This window comes from Sporosarcina sp. P12(2017) (genome assembly GCF_002743035.1).
Taxonomy (GTDB): Bacteria; Bacillota; Bacilli; order Bacillales_A; family Planococcaceae; genus Sporosarcina; species Sporosarcina ureae.
The window spans coordinates 1-13,870 of record NZ_PDYL01000005.1 but is presented as its reverse complement, the minus strand read 5'-3'; the positions used below and the strand labels follow the sequence as shown (position 1 = coordinate 13,870).

General features: G+C 42.0%; 9 protein-coding genes. 6 read left to right on the top strand and 3 right to left on the bottom strand.

Features of this window, described 5'->3' with window-relative positions; genetic code table 11:
• Nucleotides 1-141: 141 nt before the first annotated feature.
• Together CSV80_RS05145 and CSV80_RS05140 are read left to right on the top strand one after the other, a co-directional pair.
• A complete protein-coding gene (locus tag CSV80_RS05145; protein ID WP_099669805.1) occupies nucleotides 142-2,418 on the top strand; it encodes an S-layer homology domain-containing protein in 2,277 nt (758 codons plus the stop codon).
• A 122-nt stretch (nucleotides 2,419-2,540) separates the two neighbouring features.
• Nucleotides 2,541-3,689 (top strand): polysaccharide pyruvyl transferase family protein, encoded by a 1,149-nt coding sequence (locus tag CSV80_RS05140; RefSeq protein ID WP_099669806.1) that lies wholly within the window; start codon nucleotides 2,541-2,543, stop codon nucleotides 3,687-3,689.
• A 75-nt stretch (nucleotides 3,690-3,764) separates the two neighbouring features.
• Here the strand turns inward: CSV80_RS05140 and CSV80_RS05135 are convergent, their stop codons facing one another.
• Nucleotides 3,765-4,439: a LytTR family DNA-binding domain-containing protein gene (locus CSV80_RS05135; RefSeq protein WP_233201518.1), complete on the bottom strand. Its 675-nt coding sequence runs from the start codon at nucleotides 4,437-4,439 to the stop codon at nucleotides 3,765-3,767.
• A 201-nt stretch (nucleotides 4,440-4,640) separates the two neighbouring features.
• Here CSV80_RS05135 and aceA point away from each other — a divergent pair, with 201 nt between their 5' ends.
• Together aceA and CSV80_RS05125 are read left to right on the top strand one after the other, a co-directional pair.
• A complete protein-coding gene (aceA, locus tag CSV80_RS05130; RefSeq protein ID WP_029052592.1) occupies nucleotides 4,641-5,921 on the top strand; it encodes an isocitrate lyase in 1,281 nt (426 codons plus the stop codon).
• 226 nt (nucleotides 5,922-6,147) lie between these two features.
• Complete coding sequence (locus tag CSV80_RS05125) at nucleotides 6,148-7,317, top strand: pyridoxal-phosphate-dependent aminotransferase family protein (protein ID WP_099669845.1); 1,170 nt, start codon at nucleotides 6,148-6,150, stop codon at nucleotides 7,315-7,317.
• A gap of 837 nt (nucleotides 7,318-8,154) precedes the next feature.
• On the opposite strand, the gene CSV80_RS05120 is transcribed toward CSV80_RS05125, so the two are convergent.
• Nucleotides 8,155-9,825, bottom strand: coding sequence for an N-acetylmuramoyl-L-alanine amidase (locus CSV80_RS05120; RefSeq protein WP_099669807.1), 1,671 nt, complete (start codon nucleotides 9,823-9,825; stop codon nucleotides 8,155-8,157).
• 216 nt (nucleotides 9,826-10,041) lie between these two features.
• Complete coding sequence (locus CSV80_RS05115; protein ID WP_099669808.1) at nucleotides 10,042-10,953, bottom strand: C40 family peptidase; 912 nt, start codon at nucleotides 10,951-10,953, stop codon at nucleotides 10,042-10,044.
• A gap of 293 nt (nucleotides 10,954-11,246) precedes the next feature.
• On the opposite strand from CSV80_RS05115, the gene CSV80_RS05110 reads away from it, so the two are divergent.
• Together CSV80_RS05110 and murJ are read left to right on the top strand one after the other, a co-directional pair.
• Nucleotides 11,247-12,344 (top strand): glycosyltransferase, encoded by a 1,098-nt coding sequence (locus CSV80_RS05110; RefSeq protein WP_099669809.1) that lies wholly within the window; start codon nucleotides 11,247-11,249, stop codon nucleotides 12,342-12,344.
• Nucleotides 12,341-13,624 carry a murein biosynthesis integral membrane protein MurJ gene (gene murJ / locus CSV80_RS05105; protein ID WP_099669810.1) on the top strand — a complete coding sequence of 428 codons (1,284 nt, stop codon included), beginning with the start codon at nucleotides 12,341-12,343 and terminating at the stop codon, nucleotides 13,622-13,624. The genes CSV80_RS05110 and murJ overlap by 4 nt, the downstream gene beginning before the upstream one ends.
• Nucleotides 13,625-13,870 lie beyond the last annotated feature (246 nt).

Here is a 13,870-nt window from a genome sequence, read left to right as displayed (position 1 = left end):
CTTATTTCGTTCAAACGGTACATGAAAATCTAGGCCTTATTTGATAGACTATATATTGATAATGAGTAGAAAAGGTGGAGTTGTGTTATCGTACAAAATACTTTGCTGTCTCGCACAAAGCGGAAGTTAGTTGTTACCGCTATGTCAGCAGCCATGCTAATTTCATTGCCGTTCTCAGCGGCAGCAAGCACGAAAGTTGTTTCTAGTTACCCCGTGTCTTCAGGAGTTACCTATTCTCACTATACATATTCAGCAAGCAGTCACATCAATCACATAGGCGTTGATCTGAGTGATCCGTTCACGAAACTGAAAATGGGTCTTCCGGCGCCCATTTCGAAGACAGCGCCTACATTGACTTTGGCAAACCGAGATTCAAAAGAAGGCCATCGCGTGGTAGGTGCAGTAAACACTTCGTTCTTCGATATGAAGACAGGTATGCCGATGTATTTGTTGTCCGAAGGGAATGAAATCGTAAATGGCGGTGTCATCTCGAGTGCGAACTCCTACTATGTCAGCCATCCGATTGCGTTTGGTGTGACTAGTAACGGTCTTTCCGAAATTGATTATTTTAATCTAGGAATTGAAGTCGGTGTCAATGGTAACAGTTTTCAAATGACAGGACTTAACCGTGAACGTCAGGCGGATGAAACGATCATCTTCACTCCGCAGCATGTGAAAAACACGACCGGTTCCAATGAATACGGCATTGAATTAGTCGTTGAAACGAATGCACCGATCACATCGACACATTACGGACAGCAACTTCAAGGTAAAGTGGTCAACGTGCGTGGTTATGGAGATAAACAGGCAGTGACGATACCGAAAAATGGTTTTGTTGTATCCATCCATGGAAAGAAGGGGTTGGACCGTTTCAAATCAGTAGCTGTTGGAGATCCACTTTCATTGAATCTATCAATTGATGATAAATGGAAAGACTCCGAATTCATGATGGCGAGCGGCCCGATGCTTGTTAAAGATGGACAACGCCATATCACAATGGATACGAATAACTGGCGTGCCACAGCAAAGACGGCAAGAACCGCTATCGCGATCAGTAAAGATAAAAAACAAGTGCATATGGTGACGGTTGATTCAAGAGCTGGATACAGTAACGGCATGACATTGACGCAATTTGCAAATTATCTTGTATCACAAGGATACGATCGCGCGTTGAACTTTGACGGTGGCGGGTCTACTACGATGGGAATTCGTAACTATGGGAGTAACCAAGTAGTCTTGGCTAATCGTACATCCAATTCTACACAACGAAATATCTCAGCTATTCTTGAAGCGGTAAGTACTGCGCCAACAGGACAACCAGCATACGTAAGTGTTTCCCGTTCTCAAATGGGAGAAATGTTGGTCGGTGCAACTGCTGATCTGAAAATTAATCATGTATTGGATGCGCATTATAATCCCATTGTGCCAAGCTCTTCCCAATTGAAAACCACATCTGCAAAAGGAACGGTAGAAGGAACAGGTCTGACATATAAAGCGGTTCAGGCAGGGGAAGATCGCATCAGCGTCAACTACGGATTAGCGGAACAATCTTTCCCGGTCACGGTCATTGATCAGCCTGCAAGACTCGACGTGAAATATTCTGCAACAAGCGTTAAACCAGGGGAGAAGATTACATTTACAGCTACTCCGGCAGATGCTTCCGGGAAACCAATCATCTATCAACCGCACCAATTAGTATGGAGCGTTACAAATGATATTGGTTCCATCACTTCTTCTGGAACGTTTACGGCAACAAAAGCAGGAAAAGGACAAGTGCAGGCGACCCTTGGCAAGAAAGTGATTTCTGTACCGATTGAAGTGAAATCCACCGAAGTCCCAACTCAACCAGTAGAACCAGGACCGGTGCCACCTATTGTAGATAATCCGAGTAAAGAATTGTTTAAAGATGTACCGTTATCTTATGCTTACGCGACAGAAATCTATTTCTTACGTGATCGCGGTATCATTAATGGAGACACGGACGGAACATTCAATCCGGGTAATACTTTATCAAGAGAGCACGCGGCATTAATATTAAGCCGAGCTTTTAATTTACCACCTGCAGAGGAAGCGCGTAGAGAGTTCTATGATGTACCAAAAACACATCGCTATTATAATGAAATCAGTGCGATCGCCAATGCCAATATCGTAGGCGGCCATTCTGATGGGACATTTAATCCGACAGGACAATTGACGCGATCGCAGATGGCAATGATTTTAGTCAAAGCTTATAGTTTAGAAGGAGAGTCTGCGAAGAAATTCATAGACGTCTCACCGCAACATGGTGCGTACAAGCAGATTCATATTCTGGCAAATCACGGAATTACAACTGGCAATGAAAAAAACGAATTCATGCCAGGCAAGCCGGTTAACCGTGCCCAATTTAGTGCATTCCTATATAGAAGTATAGCGAAGTAAGTAGAGAAGCCTTCCAATCCCTGGCATGTCCTTGGATTGGAAGGCTTTCCTGTCTTTTGAATACACTATAAAAGGTCACTCTGCTATACTTATAGCAAATGAACTGTAGAGGATGGTAAAAATTGAAAATAGGAATAGTAGGGAACTATGGAAACGACAATAACGGCGATGAAGCCATTTTATTGAGTCTTATTTCGCAAGTTACATCAACCTTCAATGTCCCAAGTGACGTCATTACGGTATTCAGCAATAACCCGAAGCAAACTGCGAAACGCTATCAAGTGAAGAGTGCACCTTTGTATTATAAAAAGGGAAACGCGGTGAAAACGTTCGGTGCCACCTATCTTCAAAACAAAAAGATCGTGAAAACATTTGACTTGCTCATTATAGGCGGTGGCGGAATTCTAATGGATCTTTATAAACGCGAAGCACCCTTATACGGATCGTACGCCATGATGGCTAAGAATTCTGGCGTTCCGTATGTGATTTACGGCTGTGGAGCAGGCCCCCTCAGTAGTGAGTTAGGCAAATGGTTTATTCGGTACATGGGTAAACATGCTGAGAGTATTTCCGTGAGAGATCCTGAATCGGCTGATTTATTGAAGTCAGTAGGCGTACAAAAACCTGTAGAAGTGATAGGGGATCCAGCCTTTTCCTTAAAACGTGAGCGCAAAGCGACAGCTGATCGTCCGTTAAAAATCGGTATTACAGCTGTACCTTATTATCATGCGGGGTATTGGCCGGAGAGTAAGGAAGATATCTATCAACAGTATATAGAAGGAATGGCGAGAAATTTAGATGAACTAGCGGCTAAGCATCCTGTCGAAATCACATTCTTCGCTACCAAGTTCCCTCAAGACGCAGATGTTACGAAAGATATTCAATCCTTAATGAAGGAAGCCAAAAAAACTACAGTGATCGATCGTAATCTATTACCAGTAGACTTACTACAAATTTCCGCAGAACAAGATATAGTAATTGGCACAAGACTACACTCGCTGATCCTAGCGACATGTACTGCAACACCTGTCATTGCCGTCTGCTATCACCACAAAGTGACGGACTTCATGAAGCTAGCAAACCTATCGGAAGTAGCTATTCCAATTGGTGAAATGCATAAAGCGGACGACCACTTCTCTAAAGCTTTCGACTCACTGGCGGCAGACTGGAAAGAGACGTGTAAAAAAACTGAAAACCTGTCCACTTTATTATATGAAGAAGCAATGAAAGGGACCAAACAATTCACCAACGCCATTAAAAAGAACAAATAAAAAAGCATCTGAAACAAATCATACGCCCCGGCTGAAGACCGATCCTGAATTAGGAACGGTCTTCAGTTTTTTATATCAAAATCCTAAAAGAGCTCGCACTTCATTCAAATACGTCTGACTAACTGGTAACTCCGTACCGTCTATTAGCTTAATCACAAGATTCGAAGAGAAGTCACGTGAAATTTTTTCAATACAATTCATATTAATGATGTACGAACGATGAATTCGTAAGAAGTACCTCGGTAAACGAAGGTGTAAATCTTTCAGCGTGAAACTAATATTGTAATTATCGTCCGCTGTGTAAAACCACGTTTTCTTATGTAAACTTTCTACATAACTGACTTGATCTAATGGAATAGGAAACCATTCATCATCTTTCTTCCCTGTTAGGAACTGTAACTGATCTTTCTTGAGTACATGGAAGTTAGGTGGGAGGATAATGATTAACGCGCCGTTTTCGCCTTGCACGTTAATAGGATAGCCGATACCGAAGTAGGATGTACCATAAAGAGAGTTGTCCATAACGACTTCTACTTTGCGCTGGTCTTTAATCGTAACTTCAGCGATACTGCCGGTCTGGATATGTTGGCCTTCCCGCAAATGAATATCATGCATACCCGGAACGTAATAGATATAGTGATCGGAAACTGCAATAGCTATAGAAGCGTCTTTTGGAATCCAGTCTTCTAATACAGAAGCGTATTGATTCAGAATTTTCTTTGGGATATCTGTATTTTCCATAATCTTCATAAAATCCCCTTTTTATATAGTTATATTCCAATGTATGCCCTTTCATCCATTCTATCATTCTTTCATCCTCTAAAAAAGCCTTTTTGTCGAAATGGACTGACAATTCTGAAGTGCTGTTATATAGTAATACATAACGAAGATAGCTGTTATGAAACAGATTGTAACAGTTAGCCGTTGAAAAATTGGGAAGGTGTGAAGATAATGTCAACAAGACAAGAACAAATTGCACAATTGGAGAAAAGCTGGGCTGAGGATAGTCGTTGGAAAGGAATCAAACGTAACTACACTGCTGAGGACGTAGTTAAACTTAGAGGTTCACTTCTAATTCAAAATACACTAGCTGAAAAGGGTGCTGCTCGTCTTTGGGAATCTCTTCATGAAGAAGATTTCATTAATGCACTAGGTGCACTAACGGGTAACCAAGCAGTACAGCAAGTTAAAGCTGGTCTACAAGCTATTTATCTAAGCGGATGGCAAGTTGCTGCTGATGCAAACCTTGCAGGACAAATGTATCCTGACCAAAGTTTATATCCGGCAAACTCTGTACCTGCAGTTGTTAAGCGCATCAACCAAGCACTTCAACGTGCTGACCAGATCGACCATGCAGAAGGCCGTGAAGACGGATTTAATTGGTTCGCTCCAATCGTAGCTGACATGGAAGCTGGTTTCGGTGGTCCATTGAACGTATTTGAGTTAATGAAAGGCATGATTGAAGCTGGAGCTGCTGGTGTTCATTTGGAAGACCAATTAGCATCGGAAAAGAAATGTGGACACTTGGGTGGTAAAGTACTTCTTCCAACTCAAAACGCAGTTCGTAACCTTACAGCTGCACGTCTAGCTGCTGACGTACTAGGTGTTGATACTGTAATCATCGCTCGTACTGACGCTGACGCTGCTGATATGGTAACTAGCGACATCGATCCAATCGATGCTCCATTCATCACAGGAGAGCGCACTAACGAAGGGTTCTTCAAAACTACACCAGGTATCAAACAAGCAATCGCACGTGGACTTGCTTATGCTGAATACGCTGACCTAGTATGGTGTGAAACTTCTCATCCATCACTTGAAGAAGCTCAAGAATTCGCTGACGCAATTCACGCGAAATTCCCTGAAAAAATGCTTGCTTATAACTGTTCACCGTCATTCAACTGGAAAGCGAATCTTGATCAAGAAACAATCGCGAAGTACCAGGTTGAACTTGGTAAGATGGGCTACAAGTTCCAGTTCGTAACACTTGCTGGTTTCCACTCATTAAACCACAGCATGTTCGAATTGGCACACGGTTACAAAACTCGTGGAATGGCTGCTTACTCAGAGCTTCAACAAGCTGAGTTTGAAAATGAGGCAAAAGGATACACTGCTACTCGTCACCAACGTGAAGTTGGAACAGGTTACTTTGACGAAGTGACACAGGTAATCTCTGAAGGCCAATCTTCAACAACTGCTATGTCTGGTTCAACTGAAACAGCACAGTTCTAATAGTATAACTGCTTTACCGAATGTCACTTTTGGGAGAAAGTGTCGTTCGCTTCAACAAAGGGGTTTTCATATGATAACGGATCACAACATCTTTTAATAGATGAAGTGTAGTGTGCAGGAAATTGGATAAAAAACATCCAATTTCCTGCTTTTGTTTTATTTGAAAAATTTAGATAGTTTATATAGTATAAGAGATATGTACTTCATTAAGAGGAGGAATTAAATGATGAGAAATAAAGAAATGTTGTTAATCCCTGGACCCACACCAGTCGTGGATTCAATCTATGATGCAATGGCGAGTGAGACATGGTCACATACGGATCCACGTTTTGTCAAAATCTATAAACATACTATCGATCAGACGAGGGAAATCTTTAATACAGACGGTGAAGTATTTGTAGTAGCTGGTTCAGGAACGATTGGAATGGAAATGGCGATTGTTAATACGATTGCAGAAGGCGAAAAACTTCTCGTTGTCAGCCAAGGATACTTCGGAGATCGCTTCATCAAATTGGGACAAGCATTTGGTATTCAAGTAGATGTATTGCAATCCGAATGGGGACAGCAAGTATCACCTGAAGAAATTGATAAGAAATTGTCTGAAGGTCATTATAAAGCAGTTACTGTGACGCACGCAGATACTTCAACGGGCGTAAGAGTTGATTTGGAAGCCGTTGTGCCTGTAATTAAGAAGCACGGTGCTCTTGTTATCGTAGACGGTGTTTGTGCAACTACTGCGATGGACGAGGACATGAGTAAAGAATATGGTGGAGCAGGCAATACAGTCGATATCGTCTTGACCGGATCACAGAAAGCCATTGGTGTTCCACCAGGCATTGCGCTCGTAGCGTTCAATCAGAAAGCTTTGGATGCACGTGCCGCTATGGAACGTGTGCAAGCTTACTATTGTGATATTTATAATTGGATTCCGGTCATGCATGATCCTTCAAAATACTTCGCAACGCCAGCAGTAAACTTAGTGTATGCGCTAGAAGAAGGACTACGTATCGTATTGGAAGAGGGACTGGACACTCGTATTCGACGCCATAAAGCATTTGGTCGTGCTGTCAGACAGAGTCTAGCAGTCTATGGAATGAAGGCGATCGCTCCAGAAGAAGTGGCGGCACCGACACTGAGCTGTATTTTGTATCCTGAAGGTGTTGACGATGGAAAGTTCCGTGCGGCGATGGCAGAGAAGGGGACGGTTCTATCCGGCTCGCTCGCTCATTTAGCAGGAAAGGCGTTCCGCATCGGACATATGGGGAATACTACGGCGGATATGTTGGAAAAGGCCGTTATGCAAATTGGTGAAACGTTGAATGAGATGGGTCATCAAGTAGATATTTCTAAAGCGCAAAATGTTTTTGCGAAAGAGGTTAATCAGCTGACTGTATAATATAATGATCCGTTATGAGGAGCTTGCTTCTTGTAACGGGTTTTTGTTTGTTTTTTATTTTTTCTTAGTAAGTAAGCGGGAGAGCGAGGAAGTGTGTAGGGCGGTTCGGGTAGTTGTTTTTACTAGATTTAGTAATTAAGTTCTATTCGGATTACGTTTTGTTAAGCGTGCGTAAGAATCGGCAATGGGTTGTGGTTCTTGCACGTGCTTTTTCTGTTTCGTGTTTGATCAGGAGGTTGTGGTTTAGCTGGCAATGTAAGTGGTGAGTTCGTTGTCCCCACTACGGCGCTGGTGGATGGCTCTCGCGATGAGCCACAGACAGGAAGTGCGCCTGTCTCTGTCTCATCGCTACGCCTACCACAGCAGGCGCCTTCGTTGCGTCGAGTGTAGGGCAGTTCGTAGACTTCTTTCGCAAGCAATACATACTAGATATCATGATGTAGCTGATATTTTTTATTATTAGAACCACAACCAAAATAAACACCCCTCAGTAGCGCAGGCACAACTGCGGGGTAGGCCGTGGCCAGGAGACAACTGGCAGCACTACCGCCAGCTGGCTCCTGGCTGGAGGCAATCCCCCACGTGACTGTGCGGGTCTAGAAAAACGAACACTCGGAAATTTCAGTCCCCAACAACCAGTCGAGCAACGCCCCAACAAAAAAGTGACAAAGACCCGCAGCCGCATAGTCTTTTCGCCCACCGCGTTTATAGGTAGGGTACTAGACGCAATTCATCATTTCACCATCCTACTTATAATCACAACCTAAAGAATGACCACTCAACCGCATTCATTCCATAAAAAAACCTCCTAGAACATATCTAGGAGGGGAGAAGACATTATTGCTTGCTATAATATTGATACAGACCTGTATAGATCGCATCAGCATAAATATTCAAATACTTCTCGCTTGTCAACTTCGCATAATCTTGTGAATTTGTAATGAAGCCTAACTCAACAAGAACAGCAGCAACGTTATTATTCTTAATTACATAGAAGCCCTTATTCTTCACGCCACGATCAGACATATTCGCTTTTTGAACAATGTTACGCTGAATGAATGAAGCTAAATCGCGGCTTTCTGTTGCGTTTACGTTAGAAGAAGAATCATAGAAAACTTCCGTTCCTTTTGCAGCAAAACCTGCTGCGTTTACGTGAATCGATACGAATGCCTCAGCGAAATTCTTCTTAGCGAAATCTGTACGTGCTTGAAGTGTATAATACGTATCGTTGGAACGTGTCATGAGAACTTTAGCGCCAGCATTCTTTAGTTTCGCTTCCACTTTCTTTGAAACGTTCAATGTGATGTTTTTTTCAGATTTACCATTCTTACCTGCACCTGGGTCATGTCCACCGTGTCCAGCATCGACCACGATGATACGATCTTTTAATGGATTACCTGTTTGATTCAAGAATTTCAAATACGTCTTGTGCACATAACCTGTCGTGCTGCCCGTGCGGATCTTAGCCCAGTATCCAGAAGTGGATAGGACTTCTACTTTCTGACCTGATTGAAGCTTACCTACAGTAGAGGCACTGGAATTACCTGCTGAACGTACATTTAAATTATTTACAGTAACTTTACCCATTGTTTTCGCAACAGGCGTTGGTTTTGGTGTAGTGACAGGTGGTTTTGGTTCCGGTGTAGGCGGTTTAACGTCATTTAAATTAGGTGTCGTGAAATATTCATGGATATATCCTTCTACACCATTAATATTTACTTTCAACCAAATGCCTTGATTTCCTATTACTTCTACCACTGTACCGTTAGGCAACACATGAATAATAGCAGAGGACTCAGAAGGTGCGCTACGTACGTTCAATGGATCTGTATCATCACCCGTTGCAACGCGTACATACTTTACACTGGATTGCTGATCTGGCGTTTTAACAGTCAATGCAAACTGCTTGTCCATCGCACGTGCAACGAATAAGGCGAATTGTTTACGTGTTAATAAATTATTCGGCAAGAATTTCTTGTTGTCACCTTGTGTAATACCCGCATAATACAAGCCATTGATCCGGTCAGCGTATTTATGGTTTTTCACATCATCCATACCCAAAGGTTTTTGGCTCGTTACTTTTTCGGATAAGTTAAACGCTACTGACATCGCATAAGCCATTTCATCCCGTTTAATTTCTTCGTTCGGTTTGAAGTTGTTTGCGTCAGTGTTAGGGAAGTATCCTTTTTGAAGTGCGATGTTAGCAAACTTGTATTGTTCGCTAGTTGGCTTCAAACCATTAATTTCCATATTTTTCAACTGTGTGTTTTGTGTGCCAGTTGCAATAACGAGCATCTTGGCAACATGTGAACGTCGTAAGTTATCTTGAGGATTGAATTTAGGAGTTTGATTGATAATTCCTTTTTCAGCTATGTAATGAACTTCTTTAAAATATTCACTTTTGGCGGGGACGTCGGAAAACTTGAAGCTTGCAAATGACTGGAGAGGTGCGAGAGCTAAGATGGTTAGTAGCAACAGTCCGACTGTTGCCCATTTAAATTGTTTCATGAGATCCTCCTTAAAATATAATGTATTACTAGACTCATAGGTTCATTTTACCAGTTATGAAAACTAATTACTAGATATTTTCGACATGGTTCGTAATATAGCAATATTATGGTTATGATTCTTCATTACTACTTAAGGAAGGGTGGTACTGAAGGGGGAGAAAGAGCTGAATGCAGAGAAAACCGAATGCTCTAGTTTGAACATTCGGTAGGGTCATCAATTATGGATACGATCGATGAATTTATTTAGTTGGCCAACGGATACTTTGTCAGACAAACCATATGTACCGTCTAGGTAGCCAGTTGTAATTTCATGATAGAATAAGATGTTAATATATTCTGTTGCCCAGTGACCATTCGGAACGTCAGAGAAATTCGCGATGGCAGAACCTCTTAGTTCAAATGCACTTACTAAAACTTTTGCCATTTGAGCGCGAGTTAATTCTTTATTTGGATTAAAATTACCTGCATCGCCAGAGAAGATATTCGCTTCAGCGACTGCGGATATTGCTTCGTAGTGAGGATTTGATTCATCTACGTCTTTAAATGTTGTGTTAACTGTTGTCATATCAAGGTCTAACTTTTCAGCTAGTACCTGCGCTATTTCACCGCGTGTTGCATAAACAATTTCTTTAACAGGAGCAGACGCAGCAACCTTTTTCTCTTCTTTTGCTACGTTATCAGTGAAGTTCGCTACGCGACGAGCACCAATATAACGGCTTTTCCAGTAGTATGGATCATCAAGGGAAGATACCATAACGCCTTTGCTTACTGAAGCGTGAATAAAGTTATTAGAACCTGAATAGATTCCCACATGTGATACGCCGCGACCTGAAGTATTGAAGAAAACTAGATCTCCGACTTCCAGATTGCTTTTTGAAACAGGAGTTCCGGTAGCCATTTGCTGACCAGTTGTTCTTGGAATGGAAAGACCTTCTTCTTTGAAAGTGTATTGTGTGAAACCTGAACAATCAAAAGCTGTAGGGGTTGTCCCACCTAAACGATAAGGTGTTCCCATGTATTTTTTCGCAGTACTGATTAATGACGTTGGTGAGTTTGCGGAAGCAAATTCTGGTACGAATGAAAAGAATACTAGACTTGCCATGACCAGAGTTAATAGACGTTTCATGCTGTTCTCAAATTCCCCTTTCGCACAATCACTTGTTGTGCTTTGTAATCTAGGAATATATTAGCACGGATAAACTTAGAAATTATTACATTTATATTACAAGAGAATTACACGCTGACACATGAGTGAAATGTTAGTATAAATAACTAATGACATTCAGATTGCTCTGAATAGATAAAATAGTCAGTGAATCGTTATTGCGACTTTATATCCCCGTAGTATGTGGTATAATCATTCAACATATAAAAAAGCATAGTAGTTTATGACAGTACGTAATAAAGGATGAGTTATAAGTGCCTAAAGTAGTAGTGTTTAGTAATATGTATCCTTCCACTGAGCATCCGACCTATGGAGTCTTTGTGAAAAATCAAGTGGAACAATTAAAAAATGAGGGTGTAGACGTTAAAGTCATCGCCATTCATGATCCGGATAAAGGTAAAATCGGAAAAATAACAAAATATTTATCATGGGGAATACAATCCCTTCTATATGTCTTACAACATAAAAAGAAAATCAGCATCACACATGCGCATTATGCATTTCCGACTGGGCTGGTGTCGTTGCTCGTAAAGAAATTATGGAAGATACCGTACGTTGTGACAGTGCATGGTGGAGATCTAGATAAAATGGCTAAGAAAAGTCCGCGGATCACACAACTCACTAAACGTATTTTACAAGAATCTTCAGTAGTGATTACAGTCGGGGAGAAGTTGCGAAATGATGTCATCCATGACTATGGTATAGCCCCTGGCAAAGTAGAGGTTATGAGTATGGGGGTCGATACGGTTATTTTCAAACCAATGGGCCAGGAAGATGTCCGACTTTTATTGGACGTGCCTTTAAATGAACGTGTAATACTCTTTGTAGGAAATGTTATTGAAGCAAAAGGCGTCATGGAATTGACTAATGCATTTGAACAGTTACAAGAGACGCATGACGATCTTCTTTTATATATAGTAGGTTCACAAAAGGACCAGCGTTTTGCGGCAGAAGTGAAGGGGAAAGTCGCTAACAATACGGGCATACGCTTTAAAGAACCCGTCAGCCAGACTGAACTGGCGAAATGGATGTCGGCAGCGGATATTCTCGTTCTTCCTTCTTATCATGAAGGTTTCGGCTTAGTAGCACTCGAAGCGCTCGCATCAGGAGCCAAAGTCGTAGCGACCAATGTTGGAGGTCTTCCTTATTTATTGAAAGACGATGTCGGGACCCTAGTTGAGCCACGAAATGCGCAAGCTTTAGCTGATGGACTCGAGGAAGCGCTTGAGAATGAAGTGACAAGAGAGCAGCATGAAGTGACGCAACAAGTGATTCAGCAACATTCTTCAATAGTAATCGTCAAAAGGTTGAACGATATCTATGAGCAGAATGGAAAGGGATCTTCCAAATGAGTAAATTATTCAAGATCATTGGTACTGTTGCCATCATTAATATTGTAGCAAGATTGTTTGGCTTCGGGCGCGAAGTCGTAATCGGCATACAATACGGTACCTCAACAGTAGCGGATGCCATCGCAACAGCGTATACGATACCGAACTTTATTTATCTAGTGCTCGGCGGCGCGTTGACGACTGCCTTTATATCGATCTACCATTCTTCAAATATGGATAGACCATTATTTGTGCGCAAGGCATTCACGACAGTTGTCATAACTGCCACGCTCGTTACATTAGTAATTATCGCATTGACGAATCCGATTCTACATCTATTCTTTAAAGAATTAAGTGATGAAGACTACACATTAGTAAGAAACCTCTTCCTTTGGATGATGCCTTCTTCTATTGTTTTGGTCATGTCGACATGGATGAGCGGGTTATTGAACATTAATGATCGCTTTCAGTTATCGAGCCTTGCGATCTTGCTGTATAACGCAGCATTTGTTGGAGTGGGCTTTGCACTAACGAAATGGCTTGGACCTGAATCATACGGTGTCGGTGCGATGGTCAGTGCGATCCTAATGGGACTCTTCCTATATTGGGGAATCAAACGTGCAGATCTCTCCTCACTAAAACCTTCATTCGGCATGCCGACGGATATTAAAAGAATGTGGTGGCTGGCCCTTCCGATTTTATTCGGTGGTGCATCCTTGCAGTTCTACTTCGTTATTCACCGAATTGCAGCCGGGGGATTAGGGGAAGGTGCGATTTCATCTATTAACTACGCATCAAAACTAACAGGCTTTCCACAAGCCATTCTCATGACAGCTGTAACGACGGTGATCTATCCAATGCTCGCGAAGAAAGAAGGCGAAGGGGATACGAATACGGTCAAGGCGCTCTACAAGAAAGGTATGCTCTACATGGTCGCGTTACTATTGCCCGCGACGGTGTTTTGCTACTTCCTAGCTGAGCCGCTAATCCGCTTGGTATTCGGTTATGGGAACTTCGATGAGAAGTCCATTATGCTAACGGTACCGGTGTTCAAAGTATTCGCTTTGTCGATGTTCTTCTTGGCGGCAAATACATATGTCACTCGTTTTTATTATGCGAAAGGTAATTCGATTACGCCAATCATTTTTAGTTTGATCAGCGTGTTTGGAATTAATATCGGCATTATTTATGCGTTTGTTGATCAGATTGGTGCGCAGGCCATTGCGTACGGTACGGTAATCAGTGCCGCAGTGAACTTCCTATTACTTGCGGGATATGCCCGATTTAAATGGAAGTTATAATGATAGGAAAAAGCTTCCGCTCAGTTAATTGAGTGGAAGCTTTTTTGTGGTTTTAAGTGACGGCGTGGGGGATTTGTTACTTAAAACCAATTAGGGACTAAGTGATTTTTGGATTACGTGTCTGTTAAGCTTGCGAAATTAGCGGCGTTAGGTTGTGTTTCTCGCAAGTGCTTTTTCTGTTCCTGTTTAATCAGGAGGTTGTGGTTTAGCTGGCAATGTAAGTGGCAAGTTCATTGCCCCCACTAC